Origin of the sequence: Streptococcus hyointestinalis (genome assembly GCF_041225505.1) — a bacterium.
Classification (GTDB): Bacteria; Bacillota; Bacilli; order Lactobacillales; family Streptococcaceae; genus Streptococcus; species Streptococcus hyointestinalis_B.
Genome location: NZ_JBCLSK010000001.1, coordinates 74,872 through 100,087 on the forward strand (window position 1 = coordinate 74,872; position 25,216 = coordinate 100,087).

General features: G+C 43.9%; 24 protein-coding genes, 1 other RNA gene and 1 pseudogene. 23 read left to right on the plus strand and 3 right to left on the minus strand.

Annotated features, from left to right (window positions below; translation table 11 throughout):
- The first annotated feature begins 34 nt into the window (after nucleotides 1-34).
- The 9 genes from AALA56_RS00435 to AALA56_RS00475 all read left to right on the plus strand — a co-directional run bounded on the left by AALA56_RS00435 (nucleotide 35) and on the right by AALA56_RS00475 (nucleotide 8,208).
- Nucleotides 35-844, plus strand: a complete 810-nt coding sequence (locus AALA56_RS00435) for a transporter substrate-binding domain-containing protein (RefSeq protein WP_369908300.1) — start codon at nucleotides 35-37, stop codon at nucleotides 842-844.
- Between the two features lie 128 nt (nucleotides 845-972).
- Nucleotides 973-1,770, plus strand: coding sequence for an amino acid ABC transporter permease (locus AALA56_RS00440; protein ID WP_164682385.1), 798 nt, complete (start codon nucleotides 973-975; stop codon nucleotides 1,768-1,770).
- A complete protein-coding gene (locus AALA56_RS00445) occupies nucleotides 1,770-2,513 on the plus strand; it encodes an amino acid ABC transporter ATP-binding protein (RefSeq protein WP_369908260.1) in 744 nt (247 codons plus the stop codon). Before AALA56_RS00440 ends, AALA56_RS00445 begins: the two co-directional genes overlap by 1 nt.
- A gap of 149 nt (nucleotides 2,514-2,662) precedes the next feature.
- The gene (locus AALA56_RS00450; RefSeq protein ID WP_369908261.1) at nucleotides 2,663-2,887 is read left to right on the plus strand and encodes a DUF4059 family protein; all 225 of its coding nucleotides are present in this window, start codon (nucleotides 2,663-2,665) and stop codon (nucleotides 2,885-2,887) included.
- 81 nt (nucleotides 2,888-2,968) lie between these two features.
- Nucleotides 2,969-3,883 carry a thioredoxin-disulfide reductase gene (gene trxB, locus AALA56_RS00455; protein ID WP_369908262.1) on the plus strand — a complete coding sequence of 305 codons (915 nt, stop codon included), beginning with the start codon at nucleotides 2,969-2,971 and terminating at the stop codon, nucleotides 3,881-3,883.
- Between the two features lie 140 nt (nucleotides 3,884-4,023).
- On the plus strand, nucleotides 4,024-5,484 hold the full coding sequence (locus tag AALA56_RS00460; RefSeq protein WP_276770340.1) for a nicotinate phosphoribosyltransferase: 1,461 nt from the start codon (nucleotides 4,024-4,026) through the stop codon (nucleotides 5,482-5,484).
- A complete protein-coding gene (gene nadE / locus AALA56_RS00465; RefSeq protein ID WP_369908263.1) occupies nucleotides 5,481-6,305 on the plus strand; it encodes an ammonia-dependent NAD(+) synthetase in 825 nt (274 codons plus the stop codon). The genes AALA56_RS00460 and nadE overlap by 4 nt, the downstream gene beginning before the upstream one ends.
- A gap of 80 nt (nucleotides 6,306-6,385) precedes the next feature.
- Nucleotides 6,386-7,723 carry an aminopeptidase C gene (gene pepC / locus AALA56_RS00470; RefSeq protein ID WP_369908264.1) on the plus strand — a complete coding sequence of 446 codons (1,338 nt, stop codon included), beginning with the start codon at nucleotides 6,386-6,388 and terminating at the stop codon, nucleotides 7,721-7,723.
- 167 nt (nucleotides 7,724-7,890) lie between these two features.
- Nucleotides 7,891-8,208 (plus strand): hypothetical protein, encoded by a 318-nt coding sequence (locus tag AALA56_RS00475; protein ID WP_369908265.1) that lies wholly within the window; start codon nucleotides 7,891-7,893, stop codon nucleotides 8,206-8,208.
- A gap of 56 nt (nucleotides 8,209-8,264) precedes the next feature.
- Here AALA56_RS00475 and pbp1a read toward each other — a convergent pair whose 3' ends face one another.
- Together pbp1a and recU are read right to left on the minus strand one after the other, a co-directional pair.
- Nucleotides 8,265-10,454, minus strand: coding sequence for a penicillin-binding protein PBP1A (gene pbp1a / locus AALA56_RS00480; protein ID WP_440210891.1), 2,190 nt, complete (start codon nucleotides 10,452-10,454; stop codon nucleotides 8,265-8,267).
- Nucleotides 10,432-11,057 (minus strand): annotated as a pseudogene (gene recU / locus AALA56_RS00485) (Holliday junction resolvase RecU). The gene pbp1a and the pseudogene recU overlap by 23 nt, the downstream one beginning before the upstream one ends.
- An 81-nt stretch (nucleotides 11,058-11,138) precedes the next feature.
- On the opposite strand from recU, the gene AALA56_RS00490 reads away from it, so the two are divergent.
- The 5 genes from AALA56_RS00490 (at nucleotide 11,139) to AALA56_RS00510 (ending at nucleotide 15,224) form a co-directional block, all read left to right on the plus strand.
- Nucleotides 11,139-11,660 (plus strand): DUF1273 domain-containing protein, encoded by a 522-nt coding sequence (locus AALA56_RS00490; protein WP_369908267.1) that lies wholly within the window; start codon nucleotides 11,139-11,141, stop codon nucleotides 11,658-11,660.
- Nucleotides 11,661-11,783: 123 nt separating this feature from the next.
- Nucleotides 11,784-12,125 (plus strand): cell division regulator GpsB, encoded by a 342-nt coding sequence (gpsB, locus tag AALA56_RS00495; protein ID WP_369908268.1) that lies wholly within the window; start codon nucleotides 11,784-11,786, stop codon nucleotides 12,123-12,125.
- 13 nt (nucleotides 12,126-12,138) lie between these two features.
- Nucleotides 12,139-12,505: RNase P RNA component class B (gene rnpB, locus AALA56_RS00500), an RNA gene on the plus strand.
- Between the two features lie 71 nt (nucleotides 12,506-12,576).
- A complete protein-coding gene (locus AALA56_RS00505) occupies nucleotides 12,577-13,737 on the plus strand; it encodes a THUMP domain-containing class I SAM-dependent RNA methyltransferase (RefSeq protein ID WP_369908269.1) in 1,161 nt (386 codons plus the stop codon).
- A gap of 11 nt (nucleotides 13,738-13,748) precedes the next feature.
- On the plus strand, nucleotides 13,749-15,224 hold the full coding sequence (locus tag AALA56_RS00510; protein WP_369908270.1) for a cell division site-positioning protein MapZ family protein: 1,476 nt from the start codon (nucleotides 13,749-13,751) through the stop codon (nucleotides 15,222-15,224).
- Nucleotides 15,225-15,255: 31 nt separating this feature from the next.
- Here the strand turns inward: AALA56_RS00510 and AALA56_RS00515 are convergent, their stop codons facing one another.
- Entirely contained in the window at nucleotides 15,256-15,738 is a 483-nt protein-coding gene (locus AALA56_RS00515) for an S-ribosylhomocysteine lyase (protein ID WP_369908271.1), read from the minus strand.
- Between the two features lie 193 nt (nucleotides 15,739-15,931).
- On the opposite strand from AALA56_RS00515, the gene AALA56_RS00520 reads away from it, so the two are divergent.
- The 9 genes from AALA56_RS00520 (at nucleotide 15,932) to AALA56_RS00560 (ending at nucleotide 25,211) form a co-directional block, all read left to right on the plus strand.
- Nucleotides 15,932-17,539, plus strand: a complete 1,608-nt coding sequence (locus tag AALA56_RS00520; RefSeq protein WP_115268470.1) for a ribonuclease Y — start codon at nucleotides 15,932-15,934, stop codon at nucleotides 17,537-17,539.
- 131 nt (nucleotides 17,540-17,670) lie between these two features.
- A complete protein-coding gene (locus tag AALA56_RS00525; protein ID WP_369908272.1) occupies nucleotides 17,671-18,543 on the plus strand; it encodes an ABC transporter ATP-binding protein in 873 nt (290 codons plus the stop codon).
- Nucleotides 18,540-19,280: an ABC transporter permease gene (locus AALA56_RS00530; protein ID WP_369908273.1), complete on the plus strand. Its 741-nt coding sequence runs from the start codon at nucleotides 18,540-18,542 to the stop codon at nucleotides 19,278-19,280. Before AALA56_RS00525 ends, AALA56_RS00530 begins: the two co-directional genes overlap by 4 nt.
- Entirely contained in the window at nucleotides 19,277-20,371 is a 1,095-nt protein-coding gene (locus AALA56_RS00535; RefSeq protein ID WP_369908274.1) for a sensor histidine kinase, read from the plus strand. Before AALA56_RS00530 ends, AALA56_RS00535 begins: the two co-directional genes overlap by 4 nt.
- Nucleotides 20,368-20,964, plus strand: coding sequence for a response regulator transcription factor (locus AALA56_RS00540; RefSeq protein WP_369908275.1), 597 nt, complete (start codon nucleotides 20,368-20,370; stop codon nucleotides 20,962-20,964). Before AALA56_RS00535 ends, AALA56_RS00540 begins: the two co-directional genes overlap by 4 nt.
- A gap of 55 nt (nucleotides 20,965-21,019) precedes the next feature.
- Nucleotides 21,020-21,703 (plus strand): TMEM175 family protein, encoded by a 684-nt coding sequence (locus AALA56_RS00545; protein WP_369908276.1) that lies wholly within the window; start codon nucleotides 21,020-21,022, stop codon nucleotides 21,701-21,703.
- Nucleotides 21,704-21,788: 85 nt separating this feature from the next.
- The gene (gene gmk, locus AALA56_RS00550; RefSeq protein WP_369908277.1) at nucleotides 21,789-22,412 is read left to right on the plus strand and encodes a guanylate kinase; all 624 of its coding nucleotides are present in this window, start codon (nucleotides 21,789-21,791) and stop codon (nucleotides 22,410-22,412) included.
- Between the two features lie 25 nt (nucleotides 22,413-22,437).
- The gene (rpoZ, locus tag AALA56_RS00555; protein ID WP_164682422.1) at nucleotides 22,438-22,752 is read left to right on the plus strand and encodes a DNA-directed RNA polymerase subunit omega; all 315 of its coding nucleotides are present in this window, start codon (nucleotides 22,438-22,440) and stop codon (nucleotides 22,750-22,752) included.
- A gap of 113 nt (nucleotides 22,753-22,865) precedes the next feature.
- Nucleotides 22,866-25,211 carry a primosomal protein N' gene (locus AALA56_RS00560; protein WP_369908301.1) on the plus strand — a complete coding sequence of 782 codons (2,346 nt, stop codon included), beginning with the start codon at nucleotides 22,866-22,868 and terminating at the stop codon, nucleotides 25,209-25,211.
- Nucleotides 25,212-25,216: the final 5 nt, after the last annotated feature.

Here is a 25,216-nt window from a genome sequence, read left to right on the forward strand (position 1 = left end):
TACATCAAACTTAAACAGAAAGATTGGTATGTCTATGAAACGTATGAAGATTATTTTTCTTGGTCTAGCTGTTCTCTTAGCTGGTGTAAGCCTCAGTGCTCAAGCTGACAGCAAGGAGACACTTGTCGTTGCGACAGACTCTGATACAGCTCCTTTTACTTATAAAAAAGGCAATAGCTTTAAAGGTTATGACATCGAAGTGGTCAAGGCGATTTTTAAGGGGTCTAAATACAAGATCACTTTCAAGACTGTCCCTTTTGATAGTATCACTGTCGGTTTGGATGCTGGCAAGTATGACCTTGCAGCTAACGACTATAACTACAATGAAGAGCGTGCGCAAAAATACCTTTTCTCAGATCCTATCTCACGCTCTAACTACGCCATCACCTCAGCTAAAGGCAAGAAATACACCTCTATTAGCCAGCTTTCAGGCAAAACTACAGAAGCTATCGCAGGCTCAAACTATGCTCAGATTTTAGAAAATTGGAACGCTGAACACCCCGACAAGACACCAATCACTATCAACTATGTCGAAGGGACTACAGGTATCTCCAGCCGATTGAAAAATATCGAAAGTGGCAAGATTGACTTTATCCTCTACGACGCCATCTCATCTAGCTATATCGTCAAAGACCAAGGCATGGATTTGACGGTCTCAAGCGTCAAGGACAAGATCGAAAAATCAACCGAAGGTCTTGAGTATCTGCTCCTTCCTAAGAACGATAAAGGACAAACACTCAAAACCTTCATTGATAAGCGTATCAAAGCCTTGAAAAAAGATGGCACCCTAGCCAAACTCAGCAAAACTTATTTTGGTGGAGATTATGTGAGTGATATTGATTGAGTCTTATAAAAAAGCTATCACAGTGATAGCTTTTTCTTATCACGGGATGAGGTTTAAATCATTTACAAAATCGCTCTTGTGGTGTTACAATGGTAAAATAGAAAAACGATAGAAAAGGAAAATAGCAGATGAATTTAGTCTTAGCATCATGGGCTTGGTACGATCGCTTAATGGAGTATATCCCATCGGGTCAGACCTTTAGTCTACGTGCCGTCTTTAACGGCATTCCAGAGATTTTAAGCCGCCTGCCGATTACCCTTAGTTTAACTTTTTTTGGCGCTTTGTTTGGCTTACTTCTAGCACTTTTGTTTGCCATTGTCAAAATCAATAAAACCAAAATCATCTACCCTATCCAAGCGGTTTTTGTGAGTTTCTTGCGTGGGACACCGATTTTGGTGCAATTGATGCTGACTTACTACGGTATTCCGCTCTTTCTCAATTACCTCAATAAGCGCTACGGTTTCAACTGGAATGTCAATGCTATTCCTGCCGAGGTCTTTGCCATTGCAGCCTTTGCCTTTAACGAGGCTGCCTACACTAGTGAAACCTTGCGTGCTGCTATTTTAGCAGTTAATGATGGTGAGATTGAGGCAGCTAAGAGTCTGGGGATGACAACGGCTCAGATTTATCGTCGTGTCATCATTCCAAATGCTGCGGTCATTGCGACCCCAACCTTGATTAACAGCTTGATTGGCTTGACCAAGGGGACATCACTTGCTTTTAACGCAGGGATTGTTGAGATGTTTGCCGAAGCCAAGATTTTAGGTGGTTCAGACTATCGCTACTTTGAGCGCTTTATCTCGGTTGCCCTTGTCTACTGGGTGATTAGTATCATCATCGAGCAGATTGGCAACTTCGTTGAGCGCCGTATGGCGATAAAGACTCCAGAGACGATTACCAATGTGATTACGGAAGGAGAACATTGATGATTACCATTGAACATTTATCAAAATCTTTTTCTGGCAATAAGGTGCTGGATGATTTGAGCCTAACCATTGAGCAAGGGGAGGTTGTTGCGCTTATCGGTGCTTCTGGTGCGGGGAAGTCTACTTTCTTACGTAGCTTAAACTACCTTGAAGAGCCAGATTCAGGCATTATCACTATTGATGATTTCAAGGTGGATTTTAAAACCATCACTAAAGAGCAGATTTTGGCCTTACGCAGAAAGCTTGCTATGGTGTTTCAGCAGTTCAATCTCTTTGAGCGTCGCACAGCCCTTGACAATGTCAAAGAAGGTCTAAAAGTGGTCAAAAAAATGTCTGACCAAGAAGCGACAGCTATTGCCAAGGAAGAGCTAGCCAAGGTCGGACTGTCTGACCGTGAAAACCACTACCCAAGACACCTCTCAGGTGGGCAAAAGCAGCGTGTGGCGCTGGCTCGTGCACTTGCTATGAAGCCAGATGTGCTCTTACTTGATGAGCCAACCAGTGCCCTTGACCCCGAACTTGTCGGAGAGGTTGAAAAATCCATCGCCAACGCAGCTAAGCAAGGACAGACCATGGTGCTTGTCAGTCATGACATGAACTTTGTCTATCAAGTAGCAGATAAGGTTCTCTTTTTAGAAGATGGGCGTATCCTTGAGCAAGGCACACCAGAAGAAATCTTTAAGCACCCTAAAAAAGAGCGCACCAAAGAATTTTTTGCGAATTATAGTAAAACCTATATTTAAGGCGGAACTTTTGTTATAATGAAAAGTGATTATCACTAAAAAGGTGATATATAAGCGCATTAAACAGTCTTAGAAGTTATGTTTATAGCGAGGTTGAGGCTTAGTCCCAACCTTTTTCGTATGATAATCTAAGGATAAGAGGTTTTGGTATGTTTTTTCAAATGGTGCAATTTTACGGCTCTGGCTTGTTGACAGCTTTGATAGTGACTCTAGCTGTGAGTGGGATATGGCTCTTGTGGCGGATGTCTAGACATAAGGATAAAACAGCCAAAGAACGTCAGTCATTTTTATATGATATGATTATCATCACTTTGATTACTGTCCCTATACTTGCCTTTGCCTTTACCACGCTGATTGTCATGTTGAGAGCATAACAGTTGGCTTTTTTGACCTTTTGCTATACAATATAGGCTACAAACAGCAGTTGACGTTTTATCAGTTAAGGAGGATATGTGATGTACGATACATTGATTATTGGTTCAGGACCAGCAGGGATGACAGCAGCTCTCTATGCTGCTAGATCTAACCTCAAGGTAGGGATTATTGAGCAAGGAGCTCCTGGTGGTCAGATGAACAACACCTTTGAGATTGAAAATTATCCAGGATATGATAACATCTCAGGACCAGAGCTTTCTATGAAAATGTACGAGCCGCTTGAGAAATTCAAAGTTGAAAATATCTACGGTATCGTCCAAAAAGTAGAAGTTGACGGTGACATCAAGCGTGTCATCACTGAGGATGCTAGCTATGAAGCAAAGACCATTGTCCTTGCCACAGGTGCTAAATATCGCCTCTTAGGTGTACCTGGTGAGGAAGAGTATACCAGCCGTGGGGTTTCTTACTGTGCGGTGTGTGACGGAGCTTTCTTTAGAGACCAAGACCTACTAGTTGTCGGTGGTGGTGACTCTGCGGTGGAGGAGGCTATTTACCTCACGCAGTTTGCCAAGTCAGTGACGATTATCCACCGTCGTGACGAGTTGCGTGCGCAAAAGATTATCCAAGATAGAGCCTTTGCCAATGACAAAATCCACTTTATTTGGGATTCAGTCGTCAAGGAAATCAAGGGCGATGAGACAAAGGTGAGTGGTGTTCTTGTGGAAAATGTCAAGACAGGTGAGCTGTCTGAGCATGCCTTTGGAGGCATTTTCATCTATGTCGGTATGAATCCAGCCTCACACATGGTGTCTGACCTTGGTATCACCGATGAGAGTGGCTGGGTCATCACAGATACAGACATGACCACAAAGGTTCCTGGTGTCTTTGCCATTGGGGATGTCAGACAAAAAGACCTCCGTCAGATTGCTACAGCCGTTGGTGAGGGCGCTATCGCAGGACAGGGTGTCTACCACTACATCACAGAACATTACTAAAATAGAAAGTCTAGGCAAAGTCCTAGGCTTTTTTTTGCTGTGATATGTTCTAAAAATCACAATGTTTTAACCTTATTTTTAAAATATGTTATAATGTTAACTAATGATGAAAGCGGGCGAACCCGTCTGGAGGAGTATCTATGTTTCAAGACGACAGTTTAACCTTGCACACCGATCTCTATCAGATCAATATGATGCAGGTCTATTTCGAGCAGGGCATTCATGATAAAAATGCAGTCTTTGAAGTTTATTTTCGAAAAGAGCCTTTTAAAAATGGCTACGCTGTTTTTGCAGGTTTGGAGCGTATCGTGCGCTATCTGGAAAATCTCAAGTTTTCTGAAAGTGATCTGGCTTATTTAGAGACGCTAGGTTATGACGAGCCTTTTTTAGATTATCTTCGTCATTTGGAGATGACCTTGTCTGTGCGCTCAGCAAGAGAAGGTGATTTGGTCTTTGCCAATGAACCTATCGTTCAAATCGAAGGGCCACTGGCTCAGTGTCAGTTGGTGGAGACAGCGATTTTAAATATTGTCAATTTTCAAACCTTGGTGGCGACCAAGGCAGCTCGCATTCGCTCGGTGATTGATGATGAGCCGCTTTTAGAGTTTGGCACACGCCGTGCCCAAGAGATGGACGCTGCTATCTGGGGGACACGTGCAGCGGTCATTGGTGGCGCCAATGCAACGTCCAATGTGCGTGCCGGAAAGCTCTTTGGCATTCCAGTATCAGGAACGCATGCGCATGCGCTTGTGCAGGCTTATGGCAATGACTACGAGGCTTTCAAGGCTTATGCTAAGACTCACAAGGACTGTGTTTTTCTAGTGGACACATTTGACACGCTTCGAAGCGGTGTGCCAACGGCTATTCGTGTCGCAAAGGAACTGGGAGACAGTATCAATTTCTTGGGCGTGCGCTTAGATTCTGGTGACCTTGCCTATCTGTCTAAAAAAGTCCGTCAGCAGCTGGACGAGGCAGGATTTCCTGATGCTAAGATCTACGCTTCTAACGACCTTGATGAAAATACCATCCTCAACCTCAAAATGCAAAAGGCTAAGATAGACGTCTGGGGCGTTGGTACCAAGCTGATTACAGCCTATGACCAGCCAGCGCTCGGTGCGGTCTATAAGATTGTCTCTATCGAGGATGATAATGGGCAAATGGTTGACCGTATCAAGCTCTCAAACAACGCTGAAAAAGTCTCAACCCCAGGCAAAAAGCAGGTCTGGCGCATTACCAGCCGTGAAAAGGGCAAGTCTGAAGGAGACTATATCACCTTTTCTGACAGCGATGTGACCAGTCTTGATGAGATTGAGATGTTCCATCCGACCTATACTTATATCAACAAAACCGTGCGTGATTTTGACGCTGTGCCGCTTTTAGTAGACATCTTTGACAAAGGAGAGTTGGTCTACAGTCTGCCGAGTCTTGAGGACATCCAAGTCTATGCTAGAAAAGAGTTTGACAAGCTCTGGGATGAGTACAAGCGGGTGCTCAATCCGCAAGATTATCCTGTGGACTTGGCACGTGATGTTTGGCAGCACAAGATGAACTTAATTGACCGTATCCGCCGTGATACCTACGCCAAAGGAGAAGTAAAATGACCTTACAAGAAGATATTATCCGCCAATTAGGCGTTAAACCGACAATCAACCCAGAAGAAGAAGTCAGAAAATCCATTGATTTTCTAAAAGCCTACATGCTAAAACACCCATTCCTTAAGACCTATGTTTTAGGCATTTCAGGAGGACAGGACTCTAGTCTGTCAGGGCGTCTTGCTCAGCTAGCTGTTGAGGAATTGCGAGCTGAGACAAAGGAAAATTATCAGTTTATCGCTATTCGCCTGCCTTATGGGGTGCAGGCTGATGAGGACGATGCGCAAGCGGCGCTTTCCTTTATCAAACCTGATAAAACCATGACCATCAACATCAAAGGCGCTGTTGATGCGCAGGTAGCTGCCCTAGAAGAGGCTGGACTTAGCATTTCAGACTTCAACAAAGGCAATATCAAGGCACGTCAGCGCATGATTAGCCAGTATGCAGTAGCTGGTGAGACCTCTGGTGCTGTCATTGGGACAGACCACGCTGCAGAAAACCTCACAGGCTTTTTCACCAAGTTTGGCGATGGTGGTGCGGATATTTTACCGATTTTCCGCCTCAATAAACGTCAAGGTAAGCAGTTGCTTGAGTATCTGGGAGCTGACAAAGCGCTTTATGAAAAAGTGCCAACAGCCGACCTTGAAGAGGAAAAACCAGGTATCGCCGACGAGGTAGCGCTCGGTGTCACTTACAATGAGATTGACGACTATCTAGAAGGTAAGACCATCTCTAAATCTGCCCAAGATACTATCGCAAACTGGTGGAAAAAAGGCGAACACAAGCGTCATCTGCCAATTACGATATTTGATGATTTTTGGAAAGCCTAAGCCATTACGACTTGAAAAAATCTAAGAAAGGTCTATAATGCTAAGTGTTATCACATATAAAATGCAACAAAGGAGGAATTATGTCAGAATTAACACAAAACTTTACAGACAAACTCTACCAAGCATTTGAAGAAAATGCCAAGTACCGTGCTATTGAAAATGCCGTCACTCACAACGGGCTTTTGAAATCTCTTGAAACCCGCCAAAGTGCTGTGGACAACGACTACGCTTTTTCTATTGATTTGACAAAAGATGAAGTCGCTAACCAAAAAGCGTCTGGACGCTGCTGGATGTTTGCTGCTCTAAACACTTTCCGCCATAAACTCATCAGCGAGTTCAAGCTTGAAAACTTTGAGCTGTCACAAGCTCACACCTTTTTCTGGGACAAGTATGAAAAATCAAACTGGTTCTTAGAGCAAATCATCGCAACCGCCTCTGAGTTAACAGAGAGCCGCAAGGTTAAGTTTCTCCTTGACACTCCTCAACAAGACGGTGGTCAATGGGACATGGTCGTTTCCCTTTTTGAAAAATACGGTGTTGTACCAAAATCCGTCTACCCAGAATCTGTCGCTTCAAGCAACAGCCGTGAACTGAACCAATACCTAAACAAACTCCTTCGCCAAGATGCGCAAATCTTGCGTGACTTGATTAAGAGTGGAGCAGACGAAGCTGCTGTTCAAGCTAAGAAAGAAGAGCTTCTCCAAGAAATCTTTAACTTCTTAGCTATGACACTTGGCTTGCCACCACGTCAATTTGACTTTGCTTTCCGTGATAAAGACAATGCTTATCACGTGGAAAAAGACATCACACCGCAAGCTTTCTTTGAAAAGTATGTTGGCTTAAAACTCTCTGACTACGTTTCTGTTATCAATGCCCCAACAGCTGACAAACCATTTGGAAAATCTTACACTGTTGAGCTCCTTGGAAATGTCGTGGGTAGCCGCCCAGTCAAGTACATCAACCTTGAGATGGATCGCTTCAAAGAACTCGCTATCGCTCAATTACAATCTGGAGAAACTGTTTGGTTTGGTTCTGATGTCGGTCAATCAAGCGACCGTCAAGCTGGTATCATGGCGACAAACACTTACGATTTCGCATCAAGCATGGACATCCACTTGACTCAAGACAAGGCAGGACGTCTAGACTACAGTGAGAGTCTCATGACACATGCTATGGTCTTGACAGGTGTTGATTTGGATGCCGATGGTAAATCCCTCAAATGGAAAGTTGAAAACTCATGGGGAGACAAGGTCGGACAAAAAGGTTACTTTGTCGCATCTGATAGCTGGATGGACGAGTACACTTACCAAATCGTTGTCCGTAAAGACTTGCTAACCGAAGAAGAACTCAAAGCCTACGAAGCAGAGCCACAAGTACTTGCACCGTGGGATCCAATGGGAGCTCTTGCAAGTCACTAATCTTGTTTTTTCAGACCAAAGGTTCTATAATGAAAGCATCATAAAGTTATTTCATAAAGATAAGGCGTAAAAGAAATCAGCCCAGTGGCTGGTTTCTTTTTGTCTTTTAGGAGGAAAAATGGCATTTTACATGATTACCTTGCAACAAGCGTGAATTTACCTTGTTTTTGCTGATTGTGTCTCTTATCTCTGTCAATCTTATTGCACCTTTGATTTCTTGCTTGACGCAGGGCTTTTCGCTTGAGACCTATCAGCACACTCTCACGCTTCTACCTAGGATTTGGCTGATTATCGTCATTCTCGTTCTTTTGATACATTCACCAGCAGAAAAGCTCATGAATCGTTTTACAGCAGAGACAGATAGTTTTAGTGCCAAAATCACCATCACTATCTTGTTTAATGTCTGCATGATAGCCATTATCATGACACTTGTTGGTCCTTGGATTGGTAGTGGTCATGTTTATTGGATGGGGCTTTCTGTATAGCAAGTCCTGCTCTTGTTTCAGTTGACTATAAAAACCAACCCTAAGGTTGGTTTTTATTATGGGTTGTTAAAATGATTACCGTTGTTTACGGTACTGTTGTCCTCGCTGTCGTCATCTTCTGTATCTGTTTGTTGAGAGTTTGTGTCAGAGGAGCTTTCAGTGCTTGACTCATCCTCTTCATCTTGGCTTTCGCTCTCATCAGTAGAGGACGTGCTAGTAGATGTGCTTGAGCTGCTACTATAGGTAGTTGCTGTGCTCAAATAGCTTGGTGTTGTGCCGCTCAAGTAGAGGTAGCCACCACTGCGATAGAGTCCGCTTGGCATTGTGAAGTCTGAGCTGTAACCGTTTGTCAGATAGGTCATCATCGCCTTGTAGACATCAGTTGCAACGTAAAGACCGTTACCATAGATTGGTGTGAGACGGTTCTTGTAACCTGTCCAGACAGCTATAGCGTATTTGTTGGTGTAGCCAACAAAGTTTTCATCTGGCGCCATAGTACCTACGACACTGTTGTAGATACCTGTAGACGCTTCGATTTGAGCAAGCTCATCATCGCTGTAGTTGGATGTACCGGTTTTACCAGCTTGAATAACGCCTGAGATGCTAGCACGTGTCCCTGTACCGTAAGTCAGTACAGTTTTCATCATGTCAGTCATCATATAAGCGGTTGTCTCGCTCATCGCCTTGCTACCCTTAGCGTCGTAGGTCTCAGTTGTCCCATCGCTAAATTCAATCTTATTGACATACTGTGGTTCGTAGTAAGTACCACCATTAGCAAAGGCAGCGTAAGCAGCAGCCATTTTTTCAGAGCTAGCACCGTATTTTTGGTCGGAGCTGCCGGTGTTACTTGAGATAGCGTTTGAATAGAGCAACTCTGGATAGTCAATGCCAAGTCCATTTAGGAACTTGAGGGCGTAGTCTAGTCCAGTTGCTTCAAGGGCACGCACGGCAGGAACGTTACGAGATTGTTGGATAGCAGTTTGCATGGTCATCCAACCAAGATATTGTCTATCCCAGTCGTAAATCTGCGTGCTTGTTCCTGGCCAGTAGTAGATCGAGTCGTTCAGACGCTGAGCTGTTGAGGTGTATTTACCACTCTCAATAGCTGGTGCATAGTCTGTGATAGGTTTCATGGTTGAACCCCAGTCACGGTCTGTCAGCACCGCTTGGTTGGTACCAAAGGAGACGTTGGTATCTTGATTACGTCCACCTAATTGAGCGATAACCTTACCATTTGTGACGTCAACAACTGTTGAAGCCACTTGCAAATCATCATCTGGATAGTTGACATAAAGACCAGTGTTGTAAATATCATAGAGCTGTTGTTGCGCTTCAGGGATGATATTAGTGTAGACCTTGAGTCCAGCTGTAAAGATGTCTTGACCTGTCTTGTCCTTGACTTGCTCGATAACTTGCTTAAGGTAGTTATCCATGTATTTAGGATAGCTTGTAGACTCTTTGAGTTCTTGCAGACCATCTGTGACAGGTGTCGTAATAGCTGTGTTGTACTCTGATTTCGTGATATTACCGTCTTTGTACATTTCACGAAGAACGGTATCACGTCTTGTCTTAGCAGCTTCTGGCTGGTCATAAGGATTGTACTGGCTTGGGGCTTGTGGGATACCAGCAAGCAGTGCCAGCTGAGCAATAGAGAGGTCTTTTAGGTCTTTGCCGTAGTAAGACTTGGCAGCTGTCAGCATACCGTAGTTTCCATTTCCCATGTAGACCTTATTGATGTAGAAGGTGAGGATTTCTTCTTTGGTGTATTTGCGCTCCATCTGAATAGCCATCCAAACTTCTTGCGCTTTACGTTTTAGGGTTTGGTCGGATTCTTTTGTGGAGAAGTAAGCGAGCTTAATCAACTGCTGGTCAAGCGTAGACCCCCCTTGGGTACTCGAGCTGGTCAGATTGTGAAAAGCAGCACCCAAGATACGGTAAACATCGACCCCACGATGTTTAAAGAAACGCTTGTCCTCAATGGAAGTAATGGCATTGACCAAGTTGAGAGGAATGTCGCTAGTCTTTGCGCTCTCACGTTTTTCAGAACCAAGATCAGCAATCAAGTTGTTATTGGCATCGTAGACCAAGCTGGAGTTTGCTGATTTGAGTGATTTTGCGGATAATTTTGGTGCTGTTGCTGCGTAGTAAGCAAATAAAGAAGCACCGGCAATAACTGCAACAATGAAGAGGCTGATAGCAATACCAATACCATATTTCAGCCATTTAAATACTGTCTTTTTTATGATAATCACCGCCTAAAATAAATGATCGTCCACAACTTCCAAGTAAGGAACTTGCGGATAAGCGCCCAAACCAATTTCAAATCCATTTTTTTTGATATAATCAAGAGGCATGGATTTGGCACCTAAATCAACTTGATAAAAGTCAATCAAGAGCTTGGCAGGTAAGAGATAGGTTTCTTTTAAGGTTGAAAAATGCAAAAGTACAAAGCAAATCCCGTCTTGTTCGACAACATTGGCCATGTGCGTAATTTGATGCTGATGAAAATTTTTCATAGGCATGGCTGTCTTTTGCTGAGTCTCTTTGGCTTCAAAGTCAATGTAGCGTCCCTTGTAAACACCAGAGTAGTCTGTTGTAGAAGCTTGCCTAAAGTAGGCCTCTACAATCTTAGCACGACTGCGCTTTGGATAGTCAACCTTGACAATCTGGATAGGGGTTGGCTTTTTATGGATGACTGCTATCTTGCGTGAGAGGTAGTAAGCATTGGTTGCATTGATTGCTGCCTCAAAGCTCATCCCACGGTTAGCAAAATCCACCGTTTTACGCTTAGACTTGTTAGAACGAAGAGGGGTGCTTTTACGAATAAGTCCATGAGGATAGTTTACCATTGTTGAAAACTCCTAACACCATTTTCCTTATAAGTTATAAGCCATACTATTATACCATATTTTCAGAAAGGATTACATAAAATGACTGCAGTTTTAATTTCGGGCTATAAAAGTTTTGAGTTGGGGATCTTTGCAGATAGCGATCCTAAGCTTGCGATTATTAAGCGAGCGATACGAAAAGACCTCATTCATTTTTTGGATGAGGGGACAGACTGGTTCATTTTTATGGGCAATCTCGGCTTTGAGTATTGGGCGCTTGAGGTGGCAAAGGACTTAAAAGAAGAAGGTTATGAGTTTAGTATGGCAACACTATTTCCTTTTGAAAATCACGGTAGCAACTGGAATGAAACTAATCAAGAAAAGTTACAAGCTTTCAAAAACGTTGATTTTATTAAGTTTTCGTATCCTCACTATGACAATCCAAGCCAATTTGCCAACCACAATCGCTTTGCTATTAGTAACACTGACGAAGCTTATCTCTTTTATGATGAGGAGCTAGAGACTAATCTCAAGTACCTTTTAGGGCTTATGAGAAGTGAGAGCCACTATCCCATAACCTATCTGACTTTTGATCGCTTAAATGAAATCGCACAAGAAGAATAAAGGTAATATTTTAGTGTAATGACCTTATTTAGCTTGATTTTTAGCGTAAATTTAGGTATCATTAAGAAGCCCTTAGTATACTTAGTGCGCTAACGATTTGAATGTAAGGGAGATTAGAGCCGTATGAATGTGAAATATATCCCCAAGGATATCTTTGAAAAAGACTTTAAGGTTGCCATGCGTGGTTATGACCGTAGCGAAGTAGATGAATTTTTGGATGATGTCATTAAGGACTATGAAGCCTTTATGGCAGAGATTGAGCGCTTGAAGGCAGAAAATGCCAACCTAAAAAAAGCCAATGCCGAACAACCAAAAGACATGGCTTCAGCTTATCGCAAGATCAATTCTTTCTATGCGGAGCAACCGCAAGCTGTTAAAAGCTCGCAAACTGCGACTAACCTAGATGTTTTAAAACGTATTAGTCGCCTTGAAAAGGAAGTCTTCGGCAAACAAATCAGAGAATAATAAAAACTGTGCAATTTTTGGATAATCGCGTGGTGTTTAGATACCATGAGGAAAGTCCATGCTAGCACTGGCTGTGATGCCGGTAGTGTTTGTGCTAGGCGAAAAAATAAGCCTAGGGAGGTAGCGATACCTTACGGCGATCAAAAGAGCTAAGTCTTTGATATGCTCAAGTAGATCTGAAAAGTGCCACAGTGACGTAGTTTTTAGGGAAACCTAAAAAGTGGAACGCGGTAAACCCCTCAAGCTAGCAACCCAAACTTTGGTAGGGGCATGGGATAGTTGGAAACGAACGATCTATCCTGACTGCTTTTGCAGTAGACAGATGATTATCGAAGGTGGCAAGACCTAGTTGCCGCCGGAACAAAACATGGCTTATAGAAAATTGCATAATAGGTTTTTAGGAGCTGGGCTATGGGTTCAGCTCCTATCTTTTTGAAAGTAAGGGTAGGATATGAAAGAACATTTTAATTTAGTAGCAACAGCAGCAGCTGGTTTAGAAGCAATAGTTGGGCGTGAGGTGAGAGCACTTGGGATTGATTGCCAAGTGGATAATGGCAAGGTTTACTTTGACGGTGATATTAAGACAATCGCAAAGACCAATCTTTGGCTACGCTCAGCTGACCGTATCAAAATTATCGTTGGACGTTTTCCTGCGAGGACTTTTGAGGAGCTGTTCCAAGGTGTCTTTAAGCTAGACTGGGAGAACTACCTGCCGCTAGGTGCGACTTTTCCCATTGCCAAAGCTAAGTGCGTCAAGTCAAAATTGCACAATGAGCCCAGTGTGCAAGCCATCACGAAAAAAGCAGTTGTTAAAAAACTGCAAAAGGTTTACCATCGTCCTGAAGGCGTGCCTTTGCAGGAAATTGGAGCAGAGTATAAAATCGAAGTATCTATATTAAAAGACCAAGCGACTATTATGATTGACACGACTGGCTCTAGTCTCTTTAAGCGTGGCTATCGTGTGGATAAGGGTGGCGCTCCAATTAAGGAAAATATGGCGGCAGCTATCTTAGAGCTGTCTAACTGGTACCCAGACAAGCCTTTGGTGGATCCGACCTGTGGTTCAGGGACTTTCTGCATTGAGGCGGCTCTTATCGGCAAAAATATCGCACCAGGGCTCAAGCGCAGCTTTGCCTTTGATCAGTGGGAATGGGTTGATAAAGCTGTCCTAGCTAATGTGCGTGCTGAAGCTAAAAAAGCTATCAACGAGACGATTGAGCTTGATATTTCAGGCTTTGATATTGACACACGCATGGTCGAGATTGCCAAGGAAAATGCCAAGGCGGCTGGTGTCGATGATATTATCACTTTCAAGCAAATGCGTCTGCAGGACTTTAGGACTGATAAGATTGGTGGTGTCATCATCTCCAATCCGCCGTACGGTGAGCGCTTACTTGATGACAAAGCAGTGGATATTTTGTATAATGAAATGGGTGAAACCTTTGCCCCATTGAAGACTTGGAGTCAGTTTATTTTGACTAGCGATGAGCAGTTTGAGAAAAAATTTGGACGCCAAGCGGATAAGAAACGCAAACTCTACAATGGAACCTTGAGAGTAGATTTGTACCAATTCTTTGGGCAACGGGTTAAGCGACAAAGCAAAACGAACTAGGAGAGCTTATTGTGACAAAAGACACTGATAAACAACCAGAAAGCAAGCAACCTGATGGCATTGACTTTGAAAAAGCACAGCAAATGACGGTCGGTGAGGCAGCTAGAGCAGAAGCGGACATGAAAGCAGGTATCACCGAAGAAGACGGTGTGTTAGACCGCTACATCAAACAGCACCGTGATGAGGTAACCGCAGAAAAGTTTGATACCAAAGTGGCAGAGCTTGAGCAGTTAGATACAGCTTCACTTGATGAGTTTATCGAAAAGAAAAAACAAGAATTACAAGAACTCGAAGAGATTGAAGCGCAAAGCCAAAAAGAAGAGACTGCTTCTAGCGAGGAAGTGCCTCAACCACCAGTTGAGGAGACTCCTGTCATTGACGAGATAGAAGTCACACCGCTTGTGAAAAACGAAGCGAAAGAAGAAGTGGCTCAAGAGGAAATAGTACTTTCACCAGAGGAAAAGTTTGTTGAAGAGGACAATCAAAAACGCTCTCGTCGTATTGTCTGGGGCGGCTTGATTGTCTTGGTTCTAGCGATCATCGCTTTTTGCTTCACATGGTTTAGTAATAATAAAAACCAAACAACAAGTACTAGCACGTCATCAACGACCAAAACCAGCACAAGTACATCAAGCTCAACAAGTGCTAAGGCGGCTAAAGAAGCTAACAGCGCCTTTACAAAATCTTATGACGCTTTCTTTACAGACAATACGCAAACAGCTCTCAAAAACAGCCAGTTTGACCAACTGTCAGATTTAAAGACCAAGCTAGACGCTTTGAAAAATACCAGCTATTACAAGGCTGCTAAGAGCAAATACGACAGTTTAGAAGTGCAAATCAAGGCTATTCAAGTGGTGAATGCTAAGTTTGACTCTGCTAGAGTTGTTGATGGTAGTCAGACAGACGCTACTGTCAAGTCAGATGCGAACTTTGATGATTTGGCTAGCAGCACGCTAAATACAGGCAACAGCACGCTTGACAAGCTCTTGCAGGCAGCTGTTACCGATGGACGTGCGCAATTAACCAGCGCTCAAGAAGCAACAGCTCAAGCAGCAACGTCAGCTGATACGACAACACAAAGTGCAGCCGCAACAGATACAACGCAAGCACAAGCTTCAACAGACAGCACTCAAGCAACAAGTGGACAAACGGTATCTGCAGCGTCAAGCTATGGTATCACCAACTACGACCCTACGATCTTGCAACGTGACCGTAGCCGTGTACCATACGACTTTAGCAAGATTGCAGATAGCTCAAACTCTGCTTGGACATTTAATCCAGGTGTGCTTGAGAAGATTTTGGAGATTTCACGCCAACGTGGCTACATCACAGGCAATAACTTTATCTTGGAGCGTGTCAATATCATCAACGGCAATGGTTATTACAACATGTTTAAACCTGACGGAACTTATCTCTTCTCTATCAATGATAAGACAGGTTACTTTGTCGGAAATGCCGCTGGTCACTCTGACGCACTCGATTATTAAGAAAAAAATCAGACGCATGCGTCTGATTTTTTTAAACCACGTGGCGGTTAAATGGGTCGTCTGAAATGCCTTCTGAAAGGATGAGTTTTGCCCATTCTTTAGCAGAAAAGAGGCTGTGGTCTTTGTAGTTACCACAAGACTCGATAGTAGTTCCTGGCACATCCTCCCAAGACGTGGCATTAGCAATTTCTTCTAGGCTTGAGGTGATGACTTTTGCGATCTCAGTGCTGGTGTGTCGTCCCCACATAATCATGTGAAAACCAGTACGGCAACCAAAGGGTGAGCAGTCAATCATCCCCTCAATGCGTGTGCGAATGAGTTTTGCTAACAAGTGCTCAATGGTATGAAGCCCAGCCGTAGGGATAGCATTTTTGTTTGGCTGAACGAGGCGAATATCAAAGTTTGTGATAATGTCTCCTTTTGGTCCCACTTCCTCAGAAATCAAACGCACATAAGGCGCTTTAACGGCAGTATGATCTAGCTCAAAACTCTCAATGATAACGTCTTTTGACATGTTTTCCTCCTGTAAAATGTACTCATAGAGTAGATTATGTGTTCCTTATAACAAGGTCATCTTTTAGTTATCATATCATAAAATCTTGAAAAATGCTTGTTATTTTAAATTGAGAATTGTTACAAATTATGATAGAATTTTAGGTGGTCTTTCCTTAAATGAAAGCTAGTAAAATTTAGATTGAGGTATAAACATGCTTAATGTTATCATTGCTGTTGTTTGTGCCCTCATTGGTTTGATTATTGGTTATGCGGTGATTATGATGCGTCTTAAAGCGTCGCAAGACGCCGCAGAACAAACTCTTTTAAATGCTGAACAAGAAGCTGTCAATGTTCGCAGTAAAGCTGAGCTGGAAGCAGAGCACATTCGCCAGTCAGCAGAGCGTGACAGCAGAGCCCAAAAGAAAGAATATCTCTTAGAAGCAAAAGAAGAGGCTAGGAAGTATCGTGAAGACGTCGATAGAGAGTTCAAGTCTGAAAGACAGGAGTTAAAGCAAATGGAGACACGCTTGACAGAGCGTGCAACAACTCTTGATCGAAAAGATGAAAAGCTCTCCGATCGTGAAAAGCTCCTTGGAAGCAAGGAGCAGAGTCTAACAGATCGTACTAGACATATTGATGAGCGTGAAAAACAAGTTGCAACATTAGAAGAACAAAAGCATCAAGAACTGGAACGCTTGGCAGAACTCACAAAGGACGAGGCTCGTCAGCTTATTTTAGATAGGACTGAGGAGGGGCTTACGCATGAGATTGCGGGGCGTATTCGTGAGGCAGAGCGTGACATTAAGGAGCGCTCAACAAAGATTGCTAAAAATCTGCTAGCGCAAGCCATGCAACGTCTAGCTGGCAACTTTGTGCCTGAGCAGACAGTCACTACAGTCCATCTTCCTGATGATAGCATGAAAGGGCGTATCATTGGGCGTGAGGGGCGCAATATCAGAACGCTTGAGAGCTTGACAGGTATTGACATCATCATCGATGACACGCCTGAGGTGGTTGTTTTATCTGGGTTTGACCCGATTCGTCGTGAGATTGCTCGCATGACACTTGAAATGCTTATTCAGGATGGGCGCATTCACCCAGCTCGCATTGAAGAGTTGGTGGAGAAGAACCGCTTGGAGATGGATGAGCGCATTCGTGAGTACGGTGAGTCCGCCGCTTTTGAGGTGGGAGCACCCAACTTGCACCCAGACTTGATTAAGATTATGGGGCGTCTGCAATTTCGTACCAGCTATGGGCAAAATGTCCTTCGTCACTCTGTTGAGGTCGCAAAGCTTGCTGGTTTACTTGCTGGTGAGCTTGGTGAAAATGTAGATCTTGCTAGACGAGCAGGTTTTCTACATGACATGGGAAAAGCTGTCGATAAAGAAATCGAAGGCAGTCACGTGGAGATTGGTGCAGAGATGGCACGCAAGTACAAGGAACACCCTGTTGTGGTCAATGCTATTGCCAGCCACCACGGCGATGTTGAGCCTGAGACGGTGATTGCTGTCCTTGTTGCTGTAGCGGACTCGCTCAGCTCAGCCCGTCCCGGTGCCAGAAACGAGTCTATCGAAAACTACATCAAGCGTCTACGTGACCTTGAGGACATTGCCAATAGTTTTGATGGGGTTCAAAACAGCTTTGCTCTTCAAGCTGGACGTGAAATTCGTATCATGGTGCGTCCAGATAAGATTTCCGATGATGAGATGGTGATTTTGTCGCATAAAGTGCGCAAGAAAATCGAAAATAATCTCGACTATCCAGGTAATATCAAAGTCACCCTTATCCGTGAGGCACGTGCCATTACTTATGCAAAATAAAACGTTTAGAACCTAGGTTCTAAACGTTTTATTGATGAAGTGACAAAAGTCATCTCATGTCATGACAAGCGGGTCTATGAGCATGTTTTACTTCCTGCTATACTAAGAGTGTCTTAAGAAAGGAGTTTGACATGATTCGTGTAGAAAGTTTAAACAAAGCAGTAGCAGATAAGAGCATTTTAAAAGACATCAGTTTTCAGATTGAAGATGGTGAGTGCGTGGCGCTCATTGGACCAAATGGTGCTGGAAAGACCACTCTCATGTCCTGTCTTTTAGGCGATGTCAAGACGACAGGTGGCAAGATTCATATCCTCGGACAGTCGCCACAGGCAAAGGACTTAAAGTCAAAAGTGACCGTCCTTTTTCAGGAAAATTTGGTCCAAGAAAAAATGAAGGTGCGTGAGCTCATCGCTTTTCAAAAAGCCATCTACAAGGACACCCTCTCTGATGAGGAGATAAGAGCCTTGCTGCGTTTTTCAGACAAGCAGTATGACAGTTTTGCAAGTACTCTATCTGGCGGGCAAAAGCGCTTGTTGCAGTTTGTTTTGATTTTGATTGGAAAGCCTGACATTCTCTTTTTAGATGAGCCGACAGCAGGCATGGATACGGCGACACGTCAGTATTTTTGGCGTTTGATTGACGACTTAAAAGCGCAAGATAAAACCATTATCTACTCTTCTCATTATATCGAGGAGGTGGAGCAGACGGCAGATAGAGTGCTAGTTCTAAAAGAGGGGCAGTTGCTTCGTGACACGACACCGTATGCCCTCAAAAAAGAAAAGCGTCAGAAAATCTTTACGGTGCCCATTAGCTACCGCAATTTGCTAGAGAGGATAGATGACGCCTCGGCTATTGAGGAAAAAAGGGACAATATCAGCTTTACAAGCAGTCAGGTCGATCTGGTCTGGCATTTGCTTGAAGAAGCAAAATGTCCGATTGCTGATATCGAGATGACCAATCGTAGTTTGATGGATAGTATTTTTAATGATGGGAGTGTGAAATGACGATGTTTAAAGCTTTGATGTGGAATGAATGGTTGTTAACTAAACGAGGACTTACTTCTCTTGTGATGGCGATTGCTTTGCCATCTTGTTTCTTTCTCTTTTTCTCGCAGGGTGTTGGGACGAGCTCAGCTGAGCAAACCGTTTTACGAGACTATCTGATGACGATGACAGCCTTTGCTAGTCTCAGTCTTGCTTTTTTCACTCTGCCTTTTTCTCTAGTAGAGGATAGAAAAACCAACCGCTTGCGTCTCTTAAAGCACACGCCAGTTCCTATGCTGCTTTACTATTTGGCTAAGATGTTGCGGATTGTTCTCTTTTACCTTGTAGCGATTGTTGTGAGTTTTTCAGTGGGTCACTTTGTGCGTGGAGTTAACCTGCCTATGTCAGAGTGGCTGATGTCAGCGGTTTTACTCATGTTTGCCATGCTGTGCTTTTTACCTTTTGGTTTGCTACTATCTACCATAAAGTCCAGCGAAACCATGTCTGCGGTTGGAAATCTTCTCTACATCGGTTTAGCTATGCTTGGTGGCATGTGGATGCCTTTGACTATGTTTCCTGACTGGTTGCAGGCAGTCAGCAAGTGCACACCGACCTATCACTTTTATCACTTAGTTACAAGCTACCTCAAAAATGGTACAATAATAAACACATCATTTTTCGTCCTCATTGCTTATGCACTTGCTGCTTTGCTGCTGCTATTTTGGACGAGTCAGAAAAAGGAGTTTGGAGACCGTTGAAAAAACACCCCTTGTCATTTATTCGCTACGATGTCGCTTTGCTGTTTCTTGTCTTTGCGCTGAGTTCCATTTATGACTGGAAGAGCGCTATTCTTGTGATTCCTGCGACTATCATATTTGCCATAGCTTACCTTTTTTTGGTACGAGATATTTTAGCGAAATGCAACTGGCTGTTTTGGTTTCTTATCCTTGCTTACATCTATGGCATGGTGGTTTTTGGCGATGTCAACTTTGTCTGGTACTTTTTCTTTGCGACTAACCTTTTGGTTTACAAGTTCAACGCTGACTGGTTTTCTTGGCAATTCATTCTCTTTTATCTGACCCTTTTTGGTGCTGTTACGACAGTGGTTGTGAGAGACGGCATGACAGCGGTAAATGCCATGCAGCTTTTGGTTGTGCTGGTCTTTATCATGGGGATTACAGTAGCCTCTAAAAAAGACCACCAGGCACATCTCATCAAGCAGGAGTTGGTGGAGAAGAACCGCACCATAAACATCTTGTCTGCTGAAAATGAGCGCAATCGTATCGGACGTGATTTGCATGATACACTTGGGCATACTTTTGCTATGATGACGCTAAAGACTGAGCTTGCCCTAAAGCAGCTGGAAAACAAGCAGTATGAGAGCGCTAAGCAGCAAATCGAGGACATCAATCGTATCAGCCACGAGTCCATGTATGAAGTCAGAGAGATTGTCAATAATCTCAAGTACCGTACGGTAGCTGAGGAACTGCAGGAGATTGAGCGTTTGTTTGACCTGTCTGGGATTAGTTTGCAGCTGACAAACAAGCTAGAACTTGAGAGCTTGTCGCCTGTGCTGCAGTCGACCATCACCATGGTTTTACGTGAGCTGACTAATAACGTTGTCAAGCATAGTGAGGCAAGGCATTGTCGCTTGACCTTGGGACGTGACAGTAACAGCAAGCTCTTTATTGAGTGCGAGGATGATGGCGTCGGCTTTAAGGAGCTGACTGGGCAGGAGCTTAAAAGCATTCGTGAGCGCTTGCAGTTGGTCAATGGGACTAGTCAAGTTGTTTCCTTGAAACATCCGACTATTGTCCGTATTGAGTTACAAGAGGGAGATAGAGTATGAGATTATTAGTGGCTGAGGATCAGTCTATGCTGCGTGATGCGCTGTGCCAATTGCTCCTCATGGAAGAAAGTGTGGATACTGTCTATCAAGCCAGCAACGGCTTAGAAGCGATAACACTTTTAGAAAAAGAACCAGTTGATGTGGCGATTTTAGATGTTGAGATGCCAGAAAAGTCTGGGCTAGAGGTGCTGGAGTGGGTGCGTGAGCACAAGGGCACCAAGGTCATCATCGTTACGACCTTTAGACGAAAAGGTTATTTTAAGCGAGCCTTAGCCGCAAAAGTAGACGCCTATGTCCTAAAAGACCGCTCCACGTCAGAGCTCATGACAACCATAAATACCGTCCTTGCTGGCGGCAAAGAATATTCACCAGAGCTTGTTGAGGGCATTGCCTACGATGACAATCCATTAACGCAGCAAGAGCGCTTGATACTAAAGCATATCGAACAAGGTCTCACCAGCAAGGAAATCGCAAAAGCGCTTTATCTATCTGACGGGACTGTGCGCAATTACACCTCTCGTATCTTTAGCAAACTTGGTGTTTCTAATCGTATGGAAGCCACTCAGCTCGCCCGCCAAAAAGATTGGCTGTAAATGCGCTCTAAAGTATGCTATACTAGTATCCTAAAGGAAAAAAGGAGAAAGTTTTATGCAGAAATTTAAGGAGCGTTTTGATGCTCTTGGAGATGCTATCGTAGCGATTGCTATGACCATTTTGGTCTTAGAAATCAGCGCACCAACCAACAGTAAAGAGCTCGGTAGCTTTATCAATCACATCGGGCTTTTTGCGCTGAGCTTTACCATGATTTTCAACTTTTGGTATGAGAGGACGCTAAATGAGGTTAGCACAGACAATACCAACGATGAAATCATCGTCCTAGATGCGATTAACCATCTCTTGGTCTGTCTGATTCCGCTGATGACCAAGTTTATGATGGACTATGAAGACCGCTCTATCGCTGTTGTGGCTTATGTTTTGTTGAACTTTGTCATTAGCTTGCTTCAAGACATCATCAGGCTCCGCTATATCAATTACGGCTTTATTAAAAATCTGCCAGACACCATTTCAAAAGAAACCTTAGAAAATCGGATCAGACAGTTTACCGTGCGGACAAATGGTTGGATTCTTGTCTTTGCTATTTTTGCTTACTTTAACCCAAATGTCGGGGTTTACACCTACTTGATTTTACCAGTGGTGACCTTTGTCAGACGCTATAGAGTCGGACGTGCTCTAGCCAAGCAAGGACGGACACTCCCATCCATGATGGTCTTATATGCTAGACCCGATCGTAAAAATAAAGATGAACTCTTTGGCAGACAAAGGAGAAGATAGTGATATCTTCTCCTTTTTAGAAAAGCGAGCTTGAAATCCCCTATGTTTTTTGGTAAACTAAAGAGAATGAATGTGGAGGTTTGACATGTCTGAACGTGGTTTGTTAATCGTCTTTTCAGGTCCATCTGGTGTTGGCAAAGGAACTGTGAGACAAGAGATTTTTTCAACACCCAACCATAAATTTGAATATTCGGTATCAATGACGACACGCCCACAACGTCCTGGTGAGGTTGACGGCGTTGATTATCATTTTAGAAGCCGTGAGGAGTTTGAAGAGCTCATCAAAAAAGGTGAGATGCTGGAGTATGCTGAGTATGTCGGCAACTATTACGGCACACCCTTGACCTATGTCAATGAAACGCTTGACAAGGGCATTGACGTCTTTTTGGAAATTGAAGTGCAAGGGGCTTTTCAGGTCAAGTCCAAAGTACCAGATGGTGTTTTTATTTTCCTAACACCACCTGACCTTGACGAGCTTCAAGATCGCTTGGTGGGTCGTGGGACAGATAGTCAAGAAGTCATCAAAAAACGCATTGAGCGTGCCAAAGAAGAGATTGCGCTCATGAGTGAGTATGATTACGCTGTCGTCAATGACGAGGTTGCCCTTGCTGCTGAGCGTGTCAAGCATATCATTGAGACAGAGCATTACCGTGTAGAGCGTGTTATTGGTCACTACCGTGACATGGTCAAATCAACACCCAAACTGTAAAAAAGATAGAAAGAGATAAAAGCTTATGATGTTAAAACCATCGATTGATACTTTGCTAGACAAGGTACCATCAAAATATTCCTTGGTTGTTCTCCAAGCCAAACGTGCTCACGAGCTAGAAGCTGGCGCAAAACCAACTCAAGAGTTCACCTCAGTCAAGTCAACACTTCGTGCGCTTGAAGAAATCGAGTCTGGCAATGTCATTATTCACCCAGACCCAGAGGCTAAGCGTGCAGCAGTGCGTGCTAAAATCGAAGAAGAGCGCTTGCTTAAAGAAGAAGAAGAGCGCAAAATCAAAGAGCGTATCGCAAAAGAAAAAGAAGACGGCGAAAAAATCTAAGGTTTTTAATCTTAGATTTTTCATATTCTTTGATATAATGAATAAAACAGCTAAGCCAAGAAGTAGGAGGTGGAGACGTGAAAGTTGCACAAGTCATTGTGGATGCTGCTCTTATGCAGACTGATAAACCCTTTTCTTATGCTATTTCAAAGGACTTAGAAGAGGATGTTGCGCTTGGTAGTCGAGTTCACGTGCCTTTTGGGGCTGGTAATCGGCTCTTGCAGGGCTTTGTCGTTGGCTTTAAGGAGCAGGTAGACAGTTCACAATCTCTAAAGGAAATCGCAGAAGTGCTCGACCCAGAGCCAGTTCTCAATGAAGAACAGCTAGCGCTTGCGGACGCCATGCGAAAAACAGTCTTTTCCTATAAGATTTCTATCCTCAAGTCCATGCTGCCAAGCCTTTTAAACTCACAGTATGACAAGCTTTTTTCCGTGACGGATGAGACGCCTCAAGATGTCATTGACAGTGCTTTTTCAGGACAAGCTAGCGTGCGCTACTCAGAAGTATCAGACGCCCAAAAACAGCTTCTTACCAGACTAGCTAGGCAAAAAAAGGTCGCCCTTGATTATCTCGCCAAGGACAAAAAGACGGTTAAAACGCAGAAGTACTATCAAGTCAACTCTGCTATCCTAGCTTCTCTAGAGATTAGCCAAAGGGCTAAGAAGCGTCAAGCGTTGAAAGAGTACCTAGAGACGTCTCCAAAGGGCAAGCTCAGTGATTTACGAGAAAAGTACTCACGTGATGTGGTTCAGTTTTTCATCGAAGCGCAAGCAATCACGCTGTCTGAGCGCCTTGTTAACCGTGCGGATAGTTATTTTGAGACGGTGGAAAAGACGGATTTTCTGACCTTAAATGACGAACAGCAGGCTATCGTTGAGACGGTGAGCGCAGCGATTGGCAAGGATAGCACCCCCTTTTTACTAGAAGGTGTGACAGGTTCTGGAAAGACCGAGGTTTACCTGCATATTATTGACAAGGTCCTAAAGCAAGGGAAAACAGCGATTGTCCTTGTGCCTGAGATTTCCTTGACCCCGCAGATGACTCACCGCTTTATCTCCCGCTTTGGCAAGCAAGTGGCTATCATGCACTCTGGTTTGTCTGATGGAGAGAAGTACGACGAGTGGCGCAAGATAAAGTCAGGTAAAGCCCGTGTGGTCGTTGGCGCACGCTCGGCTATCTTTTCACCGCTTGATAATATCGGAGCCATCATCATCGATGAGGAGCATGAGGCAAGCTACAAGCAAGAGTCCAATCCTCGCTACCACGCTAGAGACGTTGCTATTCTCCGTGCTAAATACCACAAGGCTGTTGTGGTGCTGGGCTCTGCAACGCCTAGTATCGAGAGTCGAGCACGGGCTAGTCGCAAGGTCTACCATTTTCTACAGTTAACAAAGCGAGCTAATCCTAAGGCTAGCTTACCTCAAGTAGAGATTGCAGATTTTAGAGATTATCTAGGGCAAAAAAGCCCAAGCAACTACACGCCTTTGCTTTTAGAGAAGATTGCCAATCGCCTCGAGAGGGGTGAGCAGAGCGTTCTTATGCTCAACCGCAGGGGCTATTCCAGCTTTATCATGTGTCGGGAGTGTGCTTATGTGGATAACTGCCCCAACTGCGATATTTCTCTGACGCTGCACATGGACACAAAGACCATGAATTGCCATTACTGTGGCTTTACAAAGGCTATTCCAAGGACTTGTCCCAACTGCAATAGTCGCAGCATTGCCTACTATGGGACAGGGACGCAGAAGGCTTATGACGAGTTGCAGGAGGTGTTTCCACAGGCTCGGATTTTGCGGATGGATGTGGATACGACACGCAAAAAAGGCGCACATGAGAAGATTTTAAAGGCTTTTGGTAATGGCGAAGCTGACATATTACTCGGTACACAGATGATTGCCAAGGGGCTTGATTTTCCAAATGTGACCTTGGTTGGCGTCTTGAATGCGGACACGTCGCTCAATCTCCCAGACTTTCGCAGTTCGGAGCGCACCTTTCAATTGCTGACGCAGGTGGCAGGGCGTGCAGGGCGAGGAGACAAGTCTGGTGAGGTGGTCATCCAGACCTACAATCCAGACCACTACGCCATTCAGCTAGCTAAAAAGCAGGACTACGAGACCTTTTATCGCTACGAGATGAGTGTGCGTAAGCAGATGTCTTATCCACCTTATTATTACACGGTGGGCATTACGCTTTCGCTAGCAGACGAGCTTGAGTTGACCAGAAAAGCCTATCAGGTCTTAGCCATGCTAAAGGAAGCGTTGAGCCCTGAAGCAAAACTCCTTGGTCCAACGCCAAAACCGATTGCCAGAACGCATAACTTATACCACTATCACATCATTATCAAATACCGCTTTGAGGACAATCTAGAGACAGTTCTCAATCGTATCCTTGATTGGACGCAGGAAAAGGACAACAAAAAACTGTGGGTTCAGATTGATAATGAACCACAAAACATATAGAAAAG

What these genes read in the sequence shown, in the direction of transcription:
- AALA56_RS00440 (WP_164682385.1), top strand. Translation starts at nt 973, where the DNA reads ATGAATTTAGTCTTAGCATCATGGGCTTGGTACGATCGCTTAATGGAG.
- gmk (WP_369908277.1), top strand. Translation starts at nt 21,789, where the DNA reads ATGTCTGAACGTGGTTTGTTAATCGTCTTTTCAGGTCCATCTGGTGTT.
- AALA56_RS00525 (WP_369908272.1), top strand. Translation starts at nt 17,671, where the DNA reads ATGATTCGTGTAGAAAGTTTAAACAAAGCAGTAGCAGATAAGAGCATT.
- AALA56_RS00490 (WP_369908267.1), top strand. Translation starts at nt 11,139, where the DNA reads ATGACTGCAGTTTTAATTTCGGGCTATAAAAGTTTTGAGTTGGGGATC.
- AALA56_RS00505 (WP_369908269.1), top strand. Translation starts at nt 12,577, where the DNA reads ATGAAAGAACATTTTAATTTAGTAGCAACAGCAGCAGCTGGTTTAGAA.
- AALA56_RS00545 (WP_369908276.1), top strand. Translation starts at nt 21,020, where the DNA reads ATGCAGAAATTTAAGGAGCGTTTTGATGCTCTTGGAGATGCTATCGTA.
- pepC (WP_369908264.1), top strand. Translation starts at nt 6,386, where the DNA reads ATGTCAGAATTAACACAAAACTTTACAGACAAACTCTACCAAGCATTT.
- AALA56_RS00445 (WP_369908260.1), top strand. Translation starts at nt 1,770, where the DNA reads ATGATTACCATTGAACATTTATCAAAATCTTTTTCTGGCAATAAGGTG.
- AALA56_RS00560 (WP_369908301.1), top strand. Translation starts at nt 22,866, where the DNA reads ATGCAGACTGATAAACCCTTTTCTTATGCTATTTCAAAGGACTTAGAA.
- AALA56_RS00530 (WP_369908273.1), top strand. Translation starts at nt 18,540, where the DNA reads ATGACGATGTTTAAAGCTTTGATGTGGAATGAATGGTTGTTAACTAAA.
- AALA56_RS00450 (WP_369908261.1), top strand. Translation starts at nt 2,663, where the DNA reads ATGTTTTTTCAAATGGTGCAATTTTACGGCTCTGGCTTGTTGACAGCT.
- gpsB (WP_369908268.1), top strand. Translation starts at nt 11,784, where the DNA reads ATGAATGTGAAATATATCCCCAAGGATATCTTTGAAAAAGACTTTAAG.
- nadE (WP_369908263.1), top strand. Translation starts at nt 5,481, where the DNA reads ATGACCTTACAAGAAGATATTATCCGCCAATTAGGCGTTAAACCGACA.
- AALA56_RS00540 (WP_369908275.1), top strand. Translation starts at nt 20,368, where the DNA reads ATGAGATTATTAGTGGCTGAGGATCAGTCTATGCTGCGTGATGCGCTG.
- AALA56_RS00435 (WP_369908300.1), top strand. Translation starts at nt 35, where the DNA reads ATGAAACGTATGAAGATTATTTTTCTTGGTCTAGCTGTTCTCTTAGCT.
- trxB (WP_369908262.1), top strand. Translation starts at nt 2,969, where the DNA reads ATGTACGATACATTGATTATTGGTTCAGGACCAGCAGGGATGACAGCA.
- AALA56_RS00520 (WP_115268470.1), top strand. Translation starts at nt 15,932, where the DNA reads ATGCTTAATGTTATCATTGCTGTTGTTTGTGCCCTCATTGGTTTGATT.
- AALA56_RS00515 (WP_369908271.1), bottom strand. Translation starts at nt 15,738, where the DNA reads ATGTCAAAAGACGTTATCATTGAGAGTTTTGAGCTAGATCATACTGCC.
- AALA56_RS00460 (WP_276770340.1), top strand. Translation starts at nt 4,024, where the DNA reads ATGTTTCAAGACGACAGTTTAACCTTGCACACCGATCTCTATCAGATC.
- rpoZ (WP_164682422.1), top strand. Translation starts at nt 22,438, where the DNA reads ATGATGTTAAAACCATCGATTGATACTTTGCTAGACAAGGTACCATCA.